31 protein-coding genes are annotated in these 17087 nt (G+C 54.6%); all 31 read right to left on the reverse strand.

The window, feature by feature from the left end:
* Positions 1–29 precede the first annotated feature (29 nt).
* Positions 30–653 carry a 30S ribosomal protein S4 gene (rpsD, locus tag ACK4FF_RS00365; RefSeq protein WP_409703265.1) on the reverse strand — a complete coding sequence of 208 codons (624 nt, stop codon included), beginning with the start codon at positions 651–653 and terminating at the stop codon, positions 30–32.
* A gap of 74 nt (positions 654–727) precedes the next feature.
* The gene (rpsK, locus tag ACK4FF_RS00370; protein ID WP_409703269.1) at positions 728–1123 is read right to left on the reverse strand and encodes a 30S ribosomal protein S11; all 396 of its coding nucleotides are present in this window, start codon (positions 1121–1123) and stop codon (positions 728–730) included.
* Between the two features lie 25 nt (positions 1124–1148).
* Positions 1149–1514 (reverse strand): 30S ribosomal protein S13, encoded by a 366-nt coding sequence (gene rpsM, locus ACK4FF_RS00375; protein WP_409703272.1) that lies wholly within the window; start codon positions 1512–1514, stop codon positions 1149–1151.
* A 15-nt stretch (positions 1515–1529) separates the two neighbouring features.
* The gene (gene rpmJ, locus ACK4FF_RS00380) at positions 1530–1643 is read right to left on the reverse strand and encodes a 50S ribosomal protein L36 (protein WP_256763017.1); all 114 of its coding nucleotides are present in this window, start codon (positions 1641–1643) and stop codon (positions 1530–1532) included.
* Between the two features lie 23 nt (positions 1644–1666).
* Positions 1667–1885, reverse strand: coding sequence for a translation initiation factor IF-1 (gene infA, locus ACK4FF_RS00385; RefSeq protein WP_008249415.1), 219 nt, complete (start codon positions 1883–1885; stop codon positions 1667–1669).
* 3 nt (positions 1886–1888) lie between these two features.
* Positions 1889–3217, reverse strand: a complete 1329-nt coding sequence (gene secY, locus ACK4FF_RS00390; RefSeq protein WP_409703275.1) for a preprotein translocase subunit SecY — start codon at positions 3215–3217, stop codon at positions 1889–1891.
* A gap of 12 nt (positions 3218–3229) precedes the next feature.
* On the reverse strand, positions 3230–3664 hold the full coding sequence (rplO, locus tag ACK4FF_RS00395; RefSeq protein WP_409703278.1) for a 50S ribosomal protein L15: 435 nt from the start codon (positions 3662–3664) through the stop codon (positions 3230–3232).
* The gene (rpmD, locus tag ACK4FF_RS00400) at positions 3664–3846 is read right to left on the reverse strand and encodes a 50S ribosomal protein L30 (RefSeq protein ID WP_409703281.1); all 183 of its coding nucleotides are present in this window, start codon (positions 3844–3846) and stop codon (positions 3664–3666) included. The genes rplO and rpmD overlap by 1 nt, the downstream gene beginning before the upstream one ends.
* 2 nt (positions 3847–3848) lie before the next feature.
* Positions 3849–4373: a 30S ribosomal protein S5 gene (rpsE, locus tag ACK4FF_RS00405; RefSeq protein WP_409703284.1), complete on the reverse strand. Its 525-nt coding sequence runs from the start codon at positions 4371–4373 to the stop codon at positions 3849–3851.
* Between the two features lie 9 nt (positions 4374–4382).
* Positions 4383–4745 carry a 50S ribosomal protein L18 gene (gene rplR / locus ACK4FF_RS00410; RefSeq protein WP_409703287.1) on the reverse strand — a complete coding sequence of 121 codons (363 nt, stop codon included), beginning with the start codon at positions 4743–4745 and terminating at the stop codon, positions 4383–4385.
* A gap of 18 nt (positions 4746–4763) precedes the next feature.
* Complete coding sequence (gene rplF, locus ACK4FF_RS00415; RefSeq protein WP_409703290.1) at positions 4764–5300, reverse strand: 50S ribosomal protein L6; 537 nt, start codon at positions 5298–5300, stop codon at positions 4764–4766.
* 12 nt (positions 5301–5312) lie between these two features.
* Positions 5313–5708 (reverse strand): 30S ribosomal protein S8, encoded by a 396-nt coding sequence (rpsH, locus tag ACK4FF_RS00420; RefSeq protein WP_409703293.1) that lies wholly within the window; start codon positions 5706–5708, stop codon positions 5313–5315.
* A gap of 13 nt (positions 5709–5721) precedes the next feature.
* Complete coding sequence (rpsN, locus tag ACK4FF_RS00425; RefSeq protein WP_409703296.1) at positions 5722–6027, reverse strand: 30S ribosomal protein S14; 306 nt, start codon at positions 6025–6027, stop codon at positions 5722–5724.
* Positions 6028–6035: 8 nt separating this feature from the next.
* The gene (gene rplE / locus ACK4FF_RS00430) at positions 6036–6575 is read right to left on the reverse strand and encodes a 50S ribosomal protein L5 (protein WP_409703299.1); all 540 of its coding nucleotides are present in this window, start codon (positions 6573–6575) and stop codon (positions 6036–6038) included.
* A 10-nt stretch (positions 6576–6585) separates the two neighbouring features.
* Positions 6586–6900, reverse strand: a complete 315-nt coding sequence (gene rplX, locus ACK4FF_RS00435; RefSeq protein ID WP_409703302.1) for a 50S ribosomal protein L24 — start codon at positions 6898–6900, stop codon at positions 6586–6588.
* Positions 6901–6907: 7 nt separating this feature from the next.
* On the reverse strand, positions 6908–7276 hold the full coding sequence (gene rplN, locus ACK4FF_RS00440; RefSeq protein ID WP_409703305.1) for a 50S ribosomal protein L14: 369 nt from the start codon (positions 7274–7276) through the stop codon (positions 6908–6910).
* A gap of 111 nt (positions 7277–7387) precedes the next feature.
* Positions 7388–7660, reverse strand: coding sequence for a 30S ribosomal protein S17 (gene rpsQ, locus ACK4FF_RS00445; protein WP_409703308.1), 273 nt, complete (start codon positions 7658–7660; stop codon positions 7388–7390).
* Positions 7657–7851, reverse strand: a complete 195-nt coding sequence (gene rpmC, locus ACK4FF_RS00450) for a 50S ribosomal protein L29 (RefSeq protein ID WP_409703311.1) — start codon at positions 7849–7851, stop codon at positions 7657–7659. Before rpmC ends, rpsQ begins: the two co-directional genes overlap by 4 nt.
* A 2-nt stretch (positions 7852–7853) precedes the next feature.
* Entirely contained in the window at positions 7854–8270 is a 417-nt protein-coding gene (gene rplP, locus ACK4FF_RS00455) for a 50S ribosomal protein L16 (protein ID WP_409704813.1), read from the reverse strand.
* A 13-nt stretch (positions 8271–8283) separates the two neighbouring features.
* The gene (rpsC, locus tag ACK4FF_RS00460) at positions 8284–9066 is read right to left on the reverse strand and encodes a 30S ribosomal protein S3 (RefSeq protein ID WP_409703314.1); all 783 of its coding nucleotides are present in this window, start codon (positions 9064–9066) and stop codon (positions 8284–8286) included.
* Positions 9067–9075: 9 nt separating this feature from the next.
* On the reverse strand, positions 9076–9405 hold the full coding sequence (rplV, locus tag ACK4FF_RS00465) for a 50S ribosomal protein L22 (protein ID WP_409703317.1): 330 nt from the start codon (positions 9403–9405) through the stop codon (positions 9076–9078).
* Positions 9406–9415: 10 nt separating this feature from the next.
* Positions 9416–9691: a 30S ribosomal protein S19 gene (gene rpsS, locus ACK4FF_RS00470; RefSeq protein ID WP_409703320.1), complete on the reverse strand. Its 276-nt coding sequence runs from the start codon at positions 9689–9691 to the stop codon at positions 9416–9418.
* A 15-nt stretch (positions 9692–9706) separates the two neighbouring features.
* Positions 9707–10534 (reverse strand): 50S ribosomal protein L2, encoded by an 828-nt coding sequence (gene rplB, locus ACK4FF_RS00475; RefSeq protein WP_409703324.1) that lies wholly within the window; start codon positions 10532–10534, stop codon positions 9707–9709.
* Between the two features lies 1 nt (position 10535).
* Complete coding sequence (gene rplW, locus ACK4FF_RS00480; RefSeq protein WP_409703327.1) at positions 10536–10832, reverse strand: 50S ribosomal protein L23; 297 nt, start codon at positions 10830–10832, stop codon at positions 10536–10538.
* A complete protein-coding gene (gene rplD / locus ACK4FF_RS00485) occupies positions 10829–11449 on the reverse strand; it encodes a 50S ribosomal protein L4 (RefSeq protein ID WP_409703330.1) in 621 nt (206 codons plus the stop codon). Before rplD ends, rplW begins: the two co-directional genes overlap by 4 nt.
* A 10-nt stretch (positions 11450–11459) precedes the next feature.
* Entirely contained in the window at positions 11460–12104 is a 645-nt protein-coding gene (gene rplC / locus ACK4FF_RS00490) for a 50S ribosomal protein L3 (protein WP_409703333.1), read from the reverse strand.
* A gap of 97 nt (positions 12105–12201) precedes the next feature.
* Positions 12202–12513 (reverse strand): 30S ribosomal protein S10, encoded by a 312-nt coding sequence (rpsJ, locus tag ACK4FF_RS00495; protein ID WP_409703336.1) that lies wholly within the window; start codon positions 12511–12513, stop codon positions 12202–12204.
* A gap of 104 nt (positions 12514–12617) precedes the next feature.
* Positions 12618–13808, reverse strand: a complete 1191-nt coding sequence (tuf, locus tag ACK4FF_RS00500; RefSeq protein WP_409703339.1) for an elongation factor Tu — start codon at positions 13806–13808, stop codon at positions 12618–12620.
* A gap of 31 nt (positions 13809–13839) precedes the next feature.
* Positions 13840–15942 carry an elongation factor G gene (gene fusA / locus ACK4FF_RS00505; protein WP_409703343.1) on the reverse strand — a complete coding sequence of 701 codons (2103 nt, stop codon included), beginning with the start codon at positions 15940–15942 and terminating at the stop codon, positions 13840–13842.
* Between the two features lie 18 nt (positions 15943–15960).
* Positions 15961–16431, reverse strand: coding sequence for a 30S ribosomal protein S7 (gene rpsG, locus ACK4FF_RS00510; RefSeq protein WP_409703346.1), 471 nt, complete (start codon positions 16429–16431; stop codon positions 15961–15963).
* 172 nt (positions 16432–16603) lie between these two features.
* Positions 16604–16993, reverse strand: coding sequence for a 30S ribosomal protein S12 (gene rpsL, locus ACK4FF_RS00515; protein ID WP_409703349.1), 390 nt, complete (start codon positions 16991–16993; stop codon positions 16604–16606).
* Positions 16994–17087 lie beyond the last annotated feature (94 nt).

Raw genomic sequence — 17087 nt, forward strand, 5'->3', positions numbered from 1 at the left:
ATTCAGAGATTCAGTCCAGCAATGGGCTATCAGCGTGAATACAATTCAACGATCAAGCTTTCATTGATTTCCTGGGACAGGTCAGCGCGATCTGGCAAAGCCTTCATGGAACCTTCCAACTTCTTGGCATCCACGGAAATCCAGATCGGGAAACCGGTCTGCTCAGCCAAGCCAACAGATTCCAGAATACGGGCCTGTGTTTTGGACTTTTCGCGGACAGACACCACGTCATTGACCTTGACCACGTAGGAAGGAACGTTGACGGGCTGACCATTCACCAGAATGGCCTTGTGGCTAACCAGCTGACGTGCTTCGGAACGTGTCGAACCGAAACCCATGCGATAGACCACGTTGTCCAGGCGGCTTTCCAGCAACTGAAGCAGCGTTTCGCCAGTGTTGCCCTTGCGGCGGGAAGCTTCGGCGAAGTAACGACGGAACTGACGCTCGAGAATGCCATACATGCGTTTGACTTTTTGCTTCTCACGCAGTTGCAGGCCATAGTCGGACGTGCGCGCACCGGAAGTGCGGCCATGTTGACCAGGTTTGGAATCCGCTTTGCACTTGGAATCCAGGCTGCGGCGGGTGCTCTTCAGACCGAGATCGGTGCCTTCACGGCGGGACAATTTACATTTTGGACCAGTATAACGAGCCACTTGAAACCTCTTTCATTAGACGGGCGAACCCGCTTCAGTCAAACCCGGAAGATTTGACAATGGACTTACGAAAATCAGATGCGACGACGCTTGGGAGGACGGCATCCGTTGTGTGGGATCGGGGTGATGTCGGAAATGCTGGTCACCTTGATACCCAATGCATTCAGGGCACGAACACTGGACTCACGGCCAGGCCCAGGACCCTTGATCAACACCTCAACAGTCTTGATGCCACATTCCTGGGCGGCCTTGCCGGCCACTTCAGCAGCCACCTGGGCAGCGAAGGGGGTCGACTTGCGTGAGCCCTTGAAACCTTGAGCACCAGAGGTAGACCAAGCCAGTGCATTGCCCTGACGGTCAGTGATGGTGATGATGGTGTTGTTGAACGATGCGTGTACGTGCGCAATGCCGTCAGAGATGTTCTTCTTGACCTTCTTGCGGGCACGGGTATTTGTAGTTCCTTTGGCCATTTGGCGACTCTTCCCTTAAATCCGATTATTTCTTCAATGCAATACCGGCACGCTTCGGACCCTTGCGAGTACGGGCGTTGGTGCGGGTACGCTGACCACGCACGGGCAAGCCCTTGCGATGGCGGAAACCACGGTAGCAACCCAAGTCCATCAAACGCTTGATGTTCATGGTCACTTCACGACGCAGGTCACCTTCGGTCAGGTATTTGCCCACTTCGTCACGCAGGCCTTCCAGATCCGCGTCGTTCAGGTCTTTGACCTTCTTGTTTTCCGGAATGGAAGTCACCGCACAAATTTTCTTGGCAGTGGAACGACCAATGCCAAAAATCGCAGTCAAACCAATGACGATGTGCTGATGGCTTGGAATGTTGATACCGGCGATACGAGCCATTGAAATCCCCTTCTATTAACCTTGACGCTGCTTGTGGCGCGCATCAGAACAAATCACACGGACCACGCCTTTGCGCTTGATCACTTTGCACTTTCTACAAATCTTCTTTACCGAAGCCTGAACTTTCATGGCGAACTCCAAAAAGAACCAACTTACTTGGCTCGAAAAACAATACGTGCCCTGGACAGGTCGTACGGTGTCAATTCCACCGTCACCTTGTCACCTGGAAGAATGCGGATGTAGTTCATTCGCATCTTTCCAGAAATATGACCGAGCACAACGTGACCATTTTCCAACTTCACCCGGAAAGTGGCGTTGGGGAGGTTCTCAACAACCTCACCCTGCATCTGGATAACGTCGTCTTTAGACAATCCTTACCTCGTCGAACCGGAGCCCTTGAAACTGGACTTCTTCAAGAGACTTTCGTACTGATGGGACATCACGTAGGCCTGAACCTGCGCCATGAAATCCATCGCAACCACCACGATAATCAGCAGCGAAGTGCCACCGAAGTAAAACGGCACGTTGAAACCCAGCACCAAAAACTCAGGCAGCAAACACACCAAGGTGATGTAAGCCGCACCCACTAGCGTCAACCGCATCAGAACCCGGTCGATGTAGCGGGATGTTTGTTCGCCTGGACGAATACCGGGCAAAAATGCACCACTGCGCTTCAAGTTGTCTGCTGTCTCACGGCTGTTGAACACCAGCGCTGTGTAGAAAAAACAGAAGAACACAATGGCTGCCGCATACAACAACATGTACAGGGGGTGCCCCGGGGACAGCGTCTGAGACACTTCCTTCAAGAACCCAACCACAGCCCCTTCGCCAGACCCAAACCAGCTACTCAACGTTGCAGGCAACAGGATAATACTCGAGGCAAAGATGGGAGGAATCACACCAGCCATGTTCAACTTCAATGGCAGGTGGGACGTTTGCCCACCGTACACCTTGTTGCCGACCTGTCGTTTGGCGTAGTTCACCGTGATCTTGCGCTGGCCGCGCTCAACAAACACGACCAAATAAGTCACAGCAACCGCCAAGACGCAGATCAACAGAGCAACCAGCGCACTCATCGCACCAGTCCGAACCAATTCAAACAAACCGCCGATGGCACCGGGCATTCCGGCTGCAATGCCTGCAAAAATCAGAATCGAAATACCGTTACCCAATCCGCGCTCGGTGATCTGTTCACCCAGCCACATCAGGAACATCGTGCCTGTGACCAAGGAAACCGCTGTGGTAAACCGAAAACCCAGACCAGGATCGATCACCAAGCCTTGCTGCGATTCCAGCGCTATCGAGATACCGATGGCCTGAAAAGTCGCGAGGAAGAACGTCCCGTACCGGGTGTACTGGGTAATCTTGCGACGCCCAGCTTCGCCTTCCTTTTTCAAGGCTTCCAACGAAGGCACAACCACCGCTGCCAGCTGCATCACAATCGACGCAGAGATGTACGGCATGATTCCAAGTGCAAACACGGTGAATCGCGACAAGGCACCACCAGAGAACATGTTGAACATGCCCAAGATGCCGCCCTGCTGGGAATCAAACAGTTGCTTCAACGCTGCGGGGTCGATACCAGGCACAGGCACATGCGCACCGATGCGGTAAACCACCAAAGCCAACAACAAGAACACCAACCTGCTGCGCAGGTCGGAGAACTTGCCCGATGAGGCCAATGAGGTTGGATTCAGAGCCACGCGTCACTCACATCAAGCGTTGACGGAACCACCCGCTGCCTGAATGGCGGCCAAGGCACCTTTGGTGGCCTTGATCCCGTTCAGGGTAACAGCGCGTTTGATTTCACCGGCCAGAATCACCTTGACGGTCTGTGCATTGGCAGCAATCACGCCTGCTTGCTTCAGTACAACGGGGTCAATCTGGTCAACACCCAATGCTTCCAGATCGGACAGGCGAACCTGAGCGTTGAAGGCACCAGTCAGCGAGGTGAAGCCACGCTTGGGCAGGCGACGATGCATAGGCATCTGACCACCTTCAAAACCTACTTTGTGGAAACCACCAGCACGGGATTTTTGACCCTTGTGTCCACGGCCTGCAGTTTTACCCAGGCCCGAGCCGATACCACGACCAACGCGACGCTTGGGGAACTTGCTGCCAGGAGCGGGAGCGAGTGTATTCAGTTCCATTATGCAGCCTCTACTTTCAACAGGTAGGACACCTTGTTAATCATCCCACGCACGGCCGGCGTATCAATCAACACCTTGCTGTGGTTCAGACGACGCAGACCCAACCCACGAACCGTGGCGCGATGGTCTTCCTTGGTGCCAATAATGCTCTTGACCAGGGTTACTTTGACTTGAGCGCTCATGATCAGGCCCCGAACAGTTGATCTACCGACAGGCCACGCTTGGCAGCAATCTCGGCAGGAGTTTGCAGTTTGGACAAAGCGTCCAAAGTTGCACGAACCAGGTTGTAGGGGTTGGAAGAACCGTGGCTCTTGGCCACGATATTACGTACACCTACAACTTCCAGCACAGCGCGCATAGGGCCACCAGCGATCAAGCCAGTACCTTCCTGGGCGGGCGCCAGAAACACCTTGGAGGCGCCATGGCGACCTTCAACCGTGTGATGGATAGTGCCATCGCGCAGAGAAACCTGAGCCATTTGGCGACGAGCCTGCTCCATGGCCTTCTGAACTGACACAGGCACTTCACGGGACTTGCCCTTGCCCATGCCGACACGACCATCGCCATCACCAACCACAGTCAGTGCTGCGAAACCCAGAATCCGGCCGCCCTTGACCACTTTGGTCACGCGGTTCACGGCAATCATTTTTTCCTTCAGACCGTCATCACGGGCCTCGGGTGCCGCATTTTTACCTTGCATTCTTGCCATGATCACACCTTAGAATTTCAAGCCAGCTTCACGGGCTGCATCGGCCAGCACCTTGACGCGGCCGTGATAAGCCAAACCGGAGCGGTCGAACGCAACTTCCGAAATACCTGCGGCAATCGCACGCTTGGCAATCTCGGCACCCACCAAAGCGGCTGCGTCCTTGTTGCCACCGGACTTGCCGCCCAGTGATGCACGAACTTCCTTGTCCACTGTCGACGCGGAGGCCAACACTGAACCGCCGTCAGCGGAGTGGATGGCTGCGTAGATGTGAGAGTTGGTGCGGTAAACGCACAGACGCGTAGCGCGGGCCAAAGCGATGCGCTTGCGGGTCTGTTTTGCACGACGTAGACGTGCTTCTTTTTTCGTTTCCATAATGGTCCTCTACACGCCTTATTTCTTCTTGGTCTCTTTGATCACCACGTGCTCGTCCGAGTAACGAACACCTTTGCCTTTGTAAGGCTCTGGTGGACGGTACGCACGAATTTCCGCGGCAGTCTGACCAACGACTTGTTTGTCGGCACCTGTCAGGATGATCTCTGTGGGTGTCGGGGTCGCGGCTTTCACACCTGCTGGCAGCTTGTGCACCACAGGGTGAGAAAAACCAAGGGCCAGATTCAGAGAATCACCTTGAACAGCGGCTTTGTAACCCACGCCAACCAGCTGGAGCTTGCGCTCAAAGCCTTTGGTGACACCGACCACCATATTGGCCAGCAGGGCACGGGCTGTACCCGCTTGGGCGTTGTCTTCTGTACCTGCCTCATTGAGGGGCTTAACAGTCAACACACCATCAGCAAAACTGGGAACAACCAGGTCATTGACCACCAGCTTCAACTCGTCTTTGGCGCCCTTCACGGACACTGTCTGACCAGAGATCGCCACGGTCACGCCGCTGGGCACTTGAATAGGAGCCTTCGCTACACGAGACATGTTCTATTCCCCTTAGGCAACCAGGCAGATAACTTCGCCGCCGATGCCGTTTGCACGGGCCTTGCGGTCAGTCATCACACCCTTGGATGTTGAAACAATTGCTACGCCCAGGCCATTCATCACCTCGGGAATATCGCCCTTGCCTTTGTAGATACGCAAGCCGGGACGTGAAACACGCTCGATCTTTTCGATCACAGGGCGGCCAGCGTAGTACTTCAGCTCGATGCTGAGAACAGGCTTGGCAGCCTCGCCAACAACAGCGTAGCTCTCGATGTAACCTTCGTCTTTCAGCACTTTCGCAATAGAAACCTTCAGCTTGGAAGAAGGCATTTCAACCGTCGCCTTGTCCACACCCTGCGCATTGCGGATGCGTGTCAGCATATCGGCGATTGGATCACTCATACTCATAATTCAGAACCCCTTACCAGCTAGCCTTGGTGATGCCGGGAATCTCGCCACGCATGGCAATTTCACGGATCTTGTTACGGGCCAAACCAAACACGCGGAAGGTGCCACGAGGACGACCTGTCAATTCGCAACGATTGCGCTGACGCGTGGGATTGGCATTGCGGGGCAGCGCCTGGAGCTTCAAACGAGCTTCATAACGCTCGGCTTCGCTCACAGATTGATCTGCAATAGTTTTCTTCAGTGCATCGCGTTTGGCGGAATACTTCTTCGCCAGATCCGCACGCTTCTTTTCACGATTAATCAAAGCAAGTTTTGCCACGATGCACCTCAGTTGCGGAAGGGGAACTTGAATGCGGCCAACAGGGCTTTCGCCTCTTCGTTGGTTTTCGCAGTCGTTGTCACGCTGATGTTCAAACCACGCAGCGCATCAATCTTGTCGTACTCGATTTCCGGGAAGATGATCTGTTCTTTGATGCCGATGTTGTAGTTACCACGGCCATCAAAAGACTTGCCAGACACACCACGGAAGTCACGAACGCGGGGGAAAGACACAGTGATGAGTCGATCCAGGAATTCGTACATGCGGGGACCGCGCAAAGTCACCATACAACCAACTGGGTAACCTTCACGAATCTTGAAACCGGCGATCGCCTTCTTGGCACGAGTGACCACGGGCTTTTGACCTGCAATTTTTGTCAGATCACCAACGGCGTGCTCAATCACTTTCTTGTCATTCACGGCCTCACCCACACCCATGTTCAGGGTGATTTTGGTGATACGGGGCACCTGCATGACCGACTTGTAACCAAACTGCTTGGTCAACTGACCAACCACTTCAGTTTTATAAAACTCTTGGAAACGGGACACGATGAACCTCTCAGTTGGCCAGTTGCGCGCCGGTCTTTACCAGCACTCGCACGGACTTGCCATCAACTTCCTTGACCGCTACGCGGCTTGGCTTTCCGGTTTCTTTGTCAAACAAACTGACGTTCGACTGGTGGATAGGCAAAGTTTTGTCAACAACACCACCAGTTACGCCACGCATTGGGTTGGGCTTCTGGTGCTTCTTCACCACATTCACGCCCTCAACCAGCAGGTACTCAGCATCAACACGCTCGAGAACCACACCTTTTTTGCCCTTGAATTTGCCGGTCAACACCAGCACTTCGTCGCCTTTGCGAATCTTGTTCATTTCGACCTCACAGGACTTCAGGGGCCAGAGACACAATCTTCATGAACTTCTCATTACGGAGTTCACGGGTCACTGGTCCAAAAATACGCGTGCCGATGGGCTCGAGCTTGGCGTTCAGCAGCACAGCCGCATTGCCGTCAAACTTGATGAGCGCGCCGTCAGGACGACGTACACCTTTGGCGGTGCGAACCACAACAGCGTTGTAGATCTCGCCTTTTTTGACACGACCACGAGGCGCCGCATCCTTGATGGAAACCTTGATGACGTCGCCAATGCCGGCATAGCGGCGCTTGGAACCACCAAGAACCTTAATGCACATGACAGAGCGTGCACCAGTGTTATCGGCCACTTCGAGCCGTGATTGCATTTGTATCATGGATTGTCTCTAACCAACTTAGTCACTGAAGTGACCAGTTTTGGTCCCGCATGGGTTGAAAAGAATAGCCTGCTAGTCTAGCAGGCTAGTACTACACAATCAAGCAAAAGTTTAGATAACTTTCGCTTTTTCCAACACTTTTGTCACACTCCAGGATTTTGTCTTGGAAATGGGACGACCCTCACTGATCTCAACCAAGTCGCCTTCGGCCACTTCGTTGGTTTCATCGTGGGCGGTGAACTTGCGGGTTTGAACCACAAACTTGCCGTACACGGGGTGCTTGATACGATTTTCAACAGCCACCACAACCGATTTGGTCATTTTGTCGCTGATGACGCGGCCTACCAGGCTGCGCTTCAAACTGGTCTTGACTTCGGCGTTCATGCGGACCTCTTCAGTTGAGTCATCACGGTTTTGACGCGCGCGATGTCTTTACGGACTTTGGACAACTGGGACGAGTTGGCCAGCTGCTGGGTAGCAGCTTGCATGCGCAGGGAAAACTGTGCGCGCAGCAGCTCTTCCAACAGTGTGACCAATTCGGCGACGGTCTTGCCACGCAATTCAGACGCTTTCATGATTAACCTCCAATCTGACGGGTGACAAACACTGTCGAGAGGGGCAGCTTGGCCGCAGCCAAACGGAACGCCTCACGCGCCAGCTCTTCACTCACTCCGTCCATTTCATACAGCACCTTACCGGGCTGAATCTCGGCGACGTAGTATTCCACGTTACCCTTACCGTTACCCATACGAACCTCTGCAGGCTTGTTGGTGATCGGCTTGTCGGGGAATACGCGAATCCAAATCTTGCCGCCCCGTTTGATGTGGCGAACCATTGCACGACGTGCAGATTCAATCTGGCGTGCAGTCAGACGGCCACGGGCAGTCGACTTCAAACCAAATTCACCAAACGACACACTGGCGCCACGTGTGGCCAGGCCAGTGTTGCGACCCTTGTGCTCTTTCCTGTATTTGCGACGTGATGGCTGTAACATCATGCGCTCCTAATCACTGTTCAGCGGAAGATCCAGCGGATGCTTCCTCTTTGTTAGACCCAGGACCATCTTTGCGGGGCTTGCGGGCACCAGCAGGACGACCGGCCGGACGACGTGGGCGACGCTCTTCCTTCTCGACTTCAGCAGGCGCTGCAGCCACATCACCACGACCAAGGTTGTCGCCTTTGTAGACCCAAACCTTGATACCGATAATGCCGTAGGTTGTCGCCGCTTCGCTCGTGGCGTAATCGATGTCTGCACGCAGGGTATGCAAAGGCACTCGGCCTTCGCGGTACCACTCGGTACGCGCAATTTCAATGCCGTTCAGACGACCGGAAGACATGATCTTGATGCCCTGGGCACCCATGCGCATCGCATTTTGCATCGCACGCTTCATGGCGCGACGGAACATAATCCGGCGCTCGAGCTGCTGGGCGATGCCGTCGGCGATCAACTGGGCGTCCAGTTCTGGCTTACGGACCTCTTCAATGTTGACGTGCACGGGCACACCAACCAGCTTTTGCAGGCTGGCCTTCAACACTTCAATGTCTTCACCTTTCTTGCCGATGACCACACCTGGGCGCGCTGAATAGATCGTCACACGGGCGTTCTTGGCAGGACGCTCGATGAGTACGCGAGCCACGGAGGCGTTCTTCAGCTTTTTCTTCAGATAATCGCGGACTTGAATGTCCTCGATCAACATCTTGGAAAAATCGCGGTTGGACGCATACCAGCGAGATGCCCAGTTGCGAGATACAGCCAGGCGAAAGCCGGTTGGGTTAATCTTCTGACCCATGTAACCCCCTTAATTTCCAACCGTCACATAAATGTGACTGGTTCGCTTGGTAATGCGGTTGCCGCGACCTTTTGCACGAGCGGTGAACCGCTTGAGCACAGGACCTTCTTCCACATGAATGGTTTTGACCTTCAATTCATCAACGTCAGCACCGTCGTTGTGCTCAGCATTGGCGATTGCGCTTTCCAGCACCTTCTTCACGATGAAGGCGGCCTTCTGGGGTGAAAAGGTCAGGATGTTCAGAGCCTGATCCACCTTTTTACCGCGGATCAGGTCAGCCACCTGGCGCCCACGCTGGGGAGACAGGCGTACACCTTTCAAAATTGCACGAGTTTCCATGTTCTACCCCTTAGCGCTTGGCCTTTTTGTCGGCGGCGTGACCCTTGAACGTACGGGTCAGCGCGAATTCGCCGAGTTTGTGACCAACCATGTTTTCGTTGATGTACACAGGCACGTGTTGACGGCCATTGTGAACAGCAATCGTCAGACCAATGAACTCTGGGAGTACAGTGGAACGACGCGACCAGGTTTTGATAGGACGCTTGTCCTTGGACGCTACAGCGGCCTCGACTTTTTTGATCAAGTGGGCGTCGCAGAACGGACCTTTTTTCAGTGAACGAGACATATTGACTTACCCCACTTATCGCTTGTGACGGCGCTGGACAATCATCGTGTCCGTGCGCTTGTTGGAACGTGTGCGGTAACCCTTGGTTGGTTGACCCCATGGGCTGACTGGCACACGACCTTCACCGGTCTTACCTTCACCACCACCGTGTGGGTGATCGATCGGGTTCATTGCAGTACCACGCACGGTTGGGCGAATGCCCTTCCAGCGCACTGCACCGGCCTTACCGATTTTGCGAAGGCTGTTTTCTTCGTTACTGACTTCACCGATGGTGGCGCGGCATTCGATGTGAATGCGGCGGATTTCACCGGAGCGCAGACGCATCTGAGCGTAAGTGCCTTCACGGGCCATCAACATTGCGGAACCACCTGCGGAGCGAGCCAGCTGCGCACCCTTACCAGGCAGCAACTCGATGCAATGCACCGTCGTACCCACGGGGATGTTGCGGATGGGCAGGGTGTTACCAATCTTGATCGGCGCTTCAGAACCGTTCAGGAGCGTTTGTCCGACTTGCAGACCACGAGGTGCAATGATGTATGCACGCTCACCATCGGCGTAACAGATCAGGGCAATGTGCGCAGTACGGTTTGGGTCGTATTCAATGCGCTCAACTTTGGCGGGAATGCCATCCTTGTTGCGCTTGAAATCCACCAAACGGTAGTGCTGCTTGTGACCACCACCTTTGTGACGGGTCGTGATGTGACCATTGTTGTTGCGGCCGGATGTCTTGGACTGTGACTCGAGCAAAGGCGCGTAAGCCTCACCTTTGTGCAGGTGTGGATGCACAACCTTGACAACGCCACGACGACCTGGCGAAGTGGGTTTAAGTTTGACCAATGGCATGTTACGCAGCCTCCGAGAAATTGATTTCCTGACCGGCTTTCAGCGACACGTACGCTTTGCGCACGTCGGAGCGACGACCCATGGTCCGTCCGAAACGCTTTTGCTTGCCTGCCCGATTGATCACACGAACGGCCTCAACCTCCACCCTGAACATCAGCTCAACGGCGGCCTTGATCTCGTCCTTAGTCGCATCGGCGCACACTTTGAACGCCACTTGCTCGTATTTGTCAGCCAGCATGGTGCTCTTTTCGGACACGATGGGGGCCAACAGGATTTTCATCAAACGCTGGGTATTCATGCGTACATCTCCTGCAGCTTGTCGAGCGCAGCGCGGGTAACCACCACTTTCTTGAAGTGAATCAAGGAGAGGGGGTCTGCGTAACGGGGCTCAACTACAGCAATATTGGGCAGATTGCGAGAGGCGAGATACAGGTTCTCGTCAACGCTATCCACGATGATCAGAGCGGACTCCAAACCCAGGCCTTTGATCTTCTGATCCAGCAGCTTGGTTTTGGGAGAGTCGAGCTGGAGAGACTCCAGAACAACCAGACGCTCTTCACGACCCAATTGGGACAAAATCGAACACACACCAGCGCGGAACATTTTCTTGTTCACTTTCTGGGTGAAGTTTTCGTCGGGGCGGTTCGGGAAAATCTGGCCGCCTCCGCGCCACAACGGGCTGGACACCGCGCCAACACGAGCACGACCGGTGCCTTTTTGCTTCCAAGGCTTACGTGTGGAGGCCTTGACTTCCGCACGGTCTTTTTGAGCACGTGTGCCTTGACGCGCATTCGCCTGGTACGCAACCACCAGCTGATGAATCAGCGGCTCGTTGTACTCACGACCGAACACCACATCAGACACCTGAACAGTTTGAGAGGCCTGCCCAGAATCGCCAATTACTTTCAATTCCATCAGGTTCTCCTTATGCCTTCGCCTTGACAGCCGGCTGAACCAGCAGCTGACCACCTTTGGAACCGGGAACGGCACCCTTGATCAGCAACAGGCCGCGCTCTGCGTCAACACGAACCACTTCCAGGTTCTGGGTTGTACGATTTACGTTACCCAACTGACCCGCCATGCGCTTACCGGGGAAAACACGACCCGGATCCTGGGCCATACCAATGGAACCAGGCGCATTGTGGGAAATCGAGTTACCGTGGGAAGCCCGCTGGGAGCTGAAGTGGTGACGCTTGATGGCACCGGAGAAGCCCTTACCCTGAGTAACACCACTCACGTCAACCTTTTGGCCAACAGAGAAGATGTCCACGGACACAGCCGCGCCAACCTGCAGCTCTGCAAGCTTGGCCGCCTCGACGCGGAATTCAACCAGGGATGAAGGGGCTTCGATAGAAGCTTTGGCGTAATGACCCGCCTGAGCTTTGGAAACGCGAGACGCACGGCGAGAACCATACGCGAGCTGAACAGCGGTGTAGCCGTCTGACTCTTGCGTTTTGAGCTGCGCAACACGGTTAGACGACACATCCACCACAGTCACGGGAATAGAAACACCCGCTTCTGTAAAGACGCGCATCATGCCGATCTTGCGACCAATAAGGCCTAGACTCATGATTTCTCCAATTTCGGCTACGATTGGCCGAATGATAAATTCTCTCGGACTTACACCCTTTTTGGGGTAAGCCCTCGAGTATAAACGCTATTTTGATTTACTGCAACTTGATCTCAACATCCACGCCAGCAGGCAGGTCGAGTTTCATCAATGCATCCACTGTCTTGTCGGTGGGGTCCACGATGTCCATCAAACGCTGGTGAGTGCGGATTTCGAATTGATCACGAGATGTCTTGTTCACGTGGGGTGAACGCAGAATGTCGAAACGCTTCATGCGAGTGGGCAGAGGCACGGGGCCTTTGACCACAGCGCCGGTGCGCTTGGCGGTATCAACGATTTCCAAGGCTGACTGGTCGATCAGTTTGTAGTCGAAGGCCTTGAGGCGGATACGGATTTTCTGGTTGTTCATAACAATTCCTAAAGAGCTGTGGAGTGTGACCGTACCATTACGGCTCACCTCATTCATTCAACCAAAGGGCTGCACCCGCAACCCTTTGGTCCCAAGCAATTGAATTACTTGGTGATCTTGGCAACCACACCGGCGCCCACCGTACGACCGCCTTCGCGGATCGCAAAGCGCAGACCTTCTTCCATCGCGATCGGGGCGATCAATTCAACATTGATCGACACGTTGTCGCCGGGCAGTACCATTTCCTTGTCAGCAGGCAAGCTGATGGAGCCGGTCACGTCCGTTGTACGGAAGTAGAACTGGGGACGGTAGTTGTTGAAGAAGGGGGTGTGACGACCACCTTCTTCTTTGGACAGCACGTACACTTCGGCGGTAAAGCCTGTGTGTGGCTTGATCGAACCGGGTTTGCACAGCACTTGGCCGCGCTCTACGTCTTCACGCTTGGTGCCGCGCAGCAGTACGCCCACGTTGTCACCGGCTTGGCCTTGGTCCAGCAGCTTGCGGAACATTTCCACGCCTGTACAGGTGGTCTTGGCGGTGTCTTTGATACCCACGATTTCAATTTCTTCGCCGACTTTGACGATACCGCGCTCGATACGGCCTGTCACTACGGTACCGCGACCGGAGATGGAGAACACATCTTCGATAGGCATCAGGAATGCGCCGTCCACTGCACGCTCAGGCGTGGGGATGTAGCTGTCCAGGGCTGCGGCCAGGGCCTTGATGGCACCTTCGCCCAGTTCGCCTGCGTCACCTTCCAGGGCCAGCTTGGCTGAACCTTTGATGATGGGCACGTCGTCGCCTGGGAAGTCATAGGAAGACAGCAGTTCGCGCACTTCCATTTCAACCAGTTCCAGCAGTTCGGCATCATCAACCATGTCGCACTTGTTCAGGAACACGATGATGTAAGGCACGCCAACCTGACGGGCCAGCAGGATGTGCTCGCGAGTCTGGGGCATGGGGCCGTCAGCGGCGGAACACACCAGAATGGCGCCGTCCATCTGGGCCGCACCGGTAATCATGTTCTTGACGTAGTCGGCGTGGCCGGGGCAGTCAACGTGCGCGTAGTGGCGAGTCTCGGTTTCGTACTCAACGTGCGCTGTGTTGATGGTAATACCACGGGCCTTTTCTTCAGGGGCCGCATCAATCTGGTCGTAGCCTTTGGCTTCACCACCAATCAGGCGGGCCAGAACCGTTGTGATCGCCGCTGTCAAAGTCGTCTTTCCGTGGTCCACGTGACCAATCGTTCCTACGTTGACGTGCGGCTTCTTACGCTCAAACTTTTCTTTTGCCATTGCAAATACCTCTCGATTCTTTAAATTTCAATTACTTGGCACGGGCGCTGATCACAGCATCCGCAACGTTCTTGGGCGCTTCGGAATAGTGCTTGAATTCCATGGTGTAGGTTGCGCGACCTTGAGTCAGAGAACGCAATGTAGTTGCGTAACCGAACATTTCAGCCAGAGGAACCTCGGCCTTGATGGCTTTGCCACCACCAACCATGTCATCCATACCCTGAACCACACCACGGCGTGAGGACAAGTCGCCCATCACGGTACCGGCGTAGTCTTCCGGTGTTTCCACTTCAACCGCCATCATCGGCTCAAGCAGAACCGGGCTGGCGCGACGCATACCTTCCTTGAAACCCATGGAGGCGGCGATCTTGAACGCAGATTCGTTGGAGTCCACGTCGTGGTAAGAACCGAAGTGCAGGGCGACCTTCACGTCAACAACGGGGTAGCCAGCCAACACACCACTGTGCAGAGACTCTTCGATACCCTTTTGAACCGCAGGAATGTATTCGCGAGGAACCACACCGCCCTTGATTTCGTCCAGGAACTCGAAGCCTTTTCCAGCTTCGTTGGGCTCAACACGCAGCACAACGTGACCGTATTGACCGCGGCCGCCGGACTGGCGAACAAACTTGCCTTCCACTTCCTTGACGGTTGAGCGGATGGTTTCGCGGTAAGCCACTTGAGGTTTGCCCACGTTGGCTTCAACACCGAATTCCCGCTTCATGCGGTCGATGATGATCTCCAGGTGCAGCTCGCCCATACCGGCGATGATGGTTTGACCGGATTCTTCGTCGGTGCGAACACGGAAGGAAGGATCTTCTGCAGCCAGACGGCCCAGAGCGATACCCATCTTTTCCTGGTCAGCCTTGGTTTTTGGCTCAACGGCCTGCGCAATCACAGGCTCAGGGAACACCATGCGCTCCAGGGTGATCACAGCGGATGGATCACACAGGGTTTCACCGGTGGTCACTTCTTTCAAGCCCACGCAAGCGGCGATGTCGCCAGCGCGAATTTCTTCAACTTCCTGACGGTTGTTGGCGTGCATCTGAACGATACGGCCGATACGCTCTTTCTTGCCTTTGACCGGGTTGTACACGGTGTCGCCTTTGTTCAACACACCGGAGTACACACGCACGAAGGTCAGCTGACCAACGAATGGGTCGGTCATCAGCTTGAATGCCAAGGCAGACAGTTTTTCGTCGTCGCTGGCATTGCGGCTGGAGGGCTGCTCGTCTTCATCGGTACCGGACACGGGTGGAATATCCACGGGTGAAGGCAGAAATTCGATCACAGCGTCCAACATGCGCTGAACACCTTTGTTTTTGAACGCGGTGCCGCACAGCATGGGCTGAATTTCAGTGGAAATCGTGCGGGTACGCAGGCCCAGCTTGATTTCTTCTTCGGTCAGATCGCCCTCTTCGAGGTACTTGTTCATCAGGTCTTCAGACGCCTCAGCAGCGGCCTCAACCATCTCGCTGCGCCACTTTTCGGCATCAGCCTGCAAGTTGGCGGGAATGTCGCGGTACTCGAACTTCATGCCTTGTGAAGCGTCGTCCCAAATGATGGCCTTCATCTTGATGAGGTCAACCACGCCTTCGAAGTTTTCTTCAGCGCCGATGGGGATTACGACGGGAACGGGGTTGGCGCGCAGACGCAACTTCATCTGGTCATAGACCTTGAAGAAGTTGGCACCGGTGCGGTCCATCTTGTTCACGAATGCCAGACGAGGCACGCGATATTTGTTGGCCTGACGCCACACAGTTTCAGACTGAGGCTGAACGCCACCCACCGCACAGTAAACCATGCAAGCGCCATCCAGAACACGCATGGAACGCTCAACTTCAATGGTGAAGTCAACGTGCCCTGGGGTGTCAATGATGTTGAAGCGGTGTTCTGGGAAGTTCAGGTCCATGCCTTTCCAGAAACAGGTTGTCGCAGCGGACGTGATGGTAATACCACGTTCCTGCTCCTGTTCCATCCAGTCCATGGTGGCCGCACCGTCGTGCACTTCACCGATTTTGTGGTTTACACCGGTGTAGTACAGAATACGTTCGGTGGTTGTGGTCTTACCGGCATCGATGTGCGCGGAAATACCAATGTTGCGATATCGCTCAATGGGCGTCTTGCGAGCCATGTGCTGCTCCAGTGAATATTAGAAACGGAAATGCGAGAAAGCCTTGTTGGCTTCGGCCATGCGGTGAACTTCGTCACGCTTTTTCATGGCACCACCACGACCCTCGGCCGCTTCCATCAGTTCGCCTGCCAAACGCAGATCCATGGACTTTTCGCTGCGCTTTTTCGCAGCTTCACGCAACCAACGCATGGCCAACGCCAGACGACGGGAGGGGCGAACTTCCACCGGAACTTGGTAGTTCGCGCCACCGACACGGCGTGACTTCACTTCAACAACAGGCTTAACGTTGCTGATTGCGGTGCTGAACACTTCCAGAGGGTCTTTGCCAGCTTTGGTGGCAATGTTGTCGAAGGCGCCATACACGATACGCTCAGCGACGGCTTTTTTGCCGGACAGCATGATGACGTTCATGAACTTGGCAACATCGGTGCTCTGGAACTTGGGATCTGGCAGCACTTCTCTGCGCTGCACTTCGCGACGACGTGGCATTTTAAATTCCTTATCTTCAGCGTGGGACCTGCCCACTATTGCATCTGCTTACTCGACCCAACCGGGCCGCACGGAATGCTTTCTCAACACACCAAAACCGTAGTTTCGGCACTTTTTTGGCACTGCAATTTGGCAATGTAGCCGGGGTACGTGACCCGCAAATGAATGCGGATTACTTGGAACCGCCACCTGCTTTTGGACGCTTGGAACCGTATTTGGAACGAGCCTGTTTACGGTCTTTAACGCCTTGGAGATCCAGAGAACCGCGCACGATGTGGTAACGCACACCTGGCAAGTCCTTTACACGACCGCCGCGGATCAATACCACGGAGTGTTCCTGCAGGTTGTGGCCTTCACCACCGATGTAGGAAATCACTTCGAAGCCGTTGGTCAGGCGAACTTTGGCCACTTTACGCAGCGCAGAGTTTGGCTTTTTAGGAGTAGTTGTGTACACGCGAGTGCATACACCACGCTTCTGGGGACAGTTCTCCAGAGCGGGGCTTTTGCTTTTCGCAGTCACACTGGTGCGGGGTTTCCGCACTAGCTGATTGATGGTTGGCATAGTCTCTAAGTTCCGGTTTAGAAAAAAACAAAAGGGCTACGATTGCTCGCAGCCAATTTAGCCCGCGATTGTAGTACGTAACCGAATCGCAGGT

Origin of the sequence: Limnobacter sp. (genome assembly GCF_046297615.1) — a bacterium.
GTDB lineage: Bacteria > Pseudomonadota > Gammaproteobacteria > Burkholderiales > Burkholderiaceae_B > Limnobacter.

Excerpts from the sequence above, each read along its gene's own strand:
- rplX (WP_409703302.1), bottom strand. The coding sequence starts at position 6,900 with ATGAACAAGATTCGCAAAGGCGACGAAGTGCTGGTGTTGACCGGCAAA.
- rpsE (WP_409703284.1), bottom strand. The coding sequence starts at position 4,373 with ATGGCAAGAATGCAAGGTAAAAATGCGGCACCCGAGGCCCGTGATGAC.
- rplO (WP_409703278.1), bottom strand. The coding sequence starts at position 3,664 with ATGGAACTGAATACACTCGCTCCCGCTCCTGGCAGCAAGTTCCCCAAG.
- rplC (WP_409703333.1), bottom strand. The coding sequence starts at position 12,104 with ATGAGTCTAGGCCTTATTGGTCGCAAGATCGGCATGATGCGCGTCTTT.
- rplP (WP_409704813.1), bottom strand. The coding sequence starts at position 8,270 with ATGTTACAGCCATCACGTCGCAAATACAGGAAAGAGCACAAGGGTCGC.
- rpmD (WP_409703281.1), bottom strand. The coding sequence starts at position 3,846 with ATGAGCGCTCAAGTCAAAGTAACCCTGGTCAAGAGCATTATTGGCACC.
- rpmJ (WP_256763017.1), bottom strand. The coding sequence starts at position 1,643 with ATGAAAGTTCAGGCTTCGGTAAAGAAGATTTGTAGAAAGTGCAAAGTG.
- rpsG (WP_409703346.1), bottom strand. The coding sequence starts at position 16,431 with ATGCCACGTCGTCGCGAAGTGCAGCGCAGAGAAGTGCTGCCAGATCCC.
- rplD (WP_409703330.1), bottom strand. The coding sequence starts at position 11,449 with ATGGAATTGAAAGTAATTGGCGATTCTGGGCAGGCCTCTCAAACTGTT.
- rpsM (WP_409703272.1), bottom strand. The coding sequence starts at position 1,514 with ATGGCTCGTATCGCCGGTATCAACATTCCAAGCCATCAGCACATCGTC.
- fusA (WP_409703343.1), bottom strand. The coding sequence starts at position 15,942 with ATGGCTCGCAAGACGCCCATTGAGCGATATCGCAACATTGGTATTTCC.
- tuf (WP_409703339.1), bottom strand. The coding sequence starts at position 13,808 with ATGGCAAAAGAAAAGTTTGAGCGTAAGAAGCCGCACGTCAACGTAGGA.
- rplV (WP_409703317.1), bottom strand. The coding sequence starts at position 9,405 with ATGGAAACTCGTGCAATTTTGAAAGGTGTACGCCTGTCTCCCCAGCGT.
- rplN (WP_409703305.1), bottom strand. The coding sequence starts at position 7,276 with ATGATACAAATGCAATCACGGCTCGAAGTGGCCGATAACACTGGTGCA.
- rpsQ (WP_409703308.1), bottom strand. The coding sequence starts at position 7,660 with ATGAACGCCGAAGTCAAGACCAGTTTGAAGCGCAGCCTGGTAGGCCGC.
- rpsL (WP_409703349.1), bottom strand. The coding sequence starts at position 16,993 with ATGCCAACCATCAATCAGCTAGTGCGGAAACCCCGCACCAGTGTGACT.
- rpsH (WP_409703293.1), bottom strand. The coding sequence starts at position 5,708 with ATGAGTATGAGTGATCCAATCGCCGATATGCTGACACGCATCCGCAAT.
- rpsC (WP_409703314.1), bottom strand. The coding sequence starts at position 9,066 with ATGGGTCAGAAGATTAACCCAACCGGCTTTCGCCTGGCTGTATCTCGC.
- rpsK (WP_409703269.1), bottom strand. The coding sequence starts at position 1,123 with ATGGCCAAAGGAACTACAAATACCCGTGCCCGCAAGAAGGTCAAGAAG.
- rplB (WP_409703324.1), bottom strand. The coding sequence starts at position 10,534 with ATGCCATTGGTCAAACTTAAACCCACTTCGCCAGGTCGTCGTGGCGTT.
- rpsS (WP_409703320.1), bottom strand. The coding sequence starts at position 9,691 with ATGTCTCGTTCACTGAAAAAAGGTCCGTTCTGCGACGCCCACTTGATC.
- rplR (WP_409703287.1), bottom strand. The coding sequence starts at position 4,745 with ATGGAAACGAAAAAAGAAGCACGTCTACGTCGTGCAAAACAGACCCGC.
- rpmC (WP_409703311.1), bottom strand. The coding sequence starts at position 7,851 with ATGAAAGCGTCTGAATTGCGTGGCAAGACCGTCGCCGAATTGGTCACA.
- rpsJ (WP_409703336.1), bottom strand. The coding sequence starts at position 12,513 with ATGAACAACCAGAAAATCCGTATCCGCCTCAAGGCCTTCGACTACAAA.
- rplF (WP_409703290.1), bottom strand. The coding sequence starts at position 5,300 with ATGTCTCGTGTAGCGAAGGCTCCTATTCAAGTGCCCAGCGGCGTGACC.
- rplW (WP_409703327.1), bottom strand. The coding sequence starts at position 10,832 with ATGAATACCCAGCGTTTGATGAAAATCCTGTTGGCCCCCATCGTGTCC.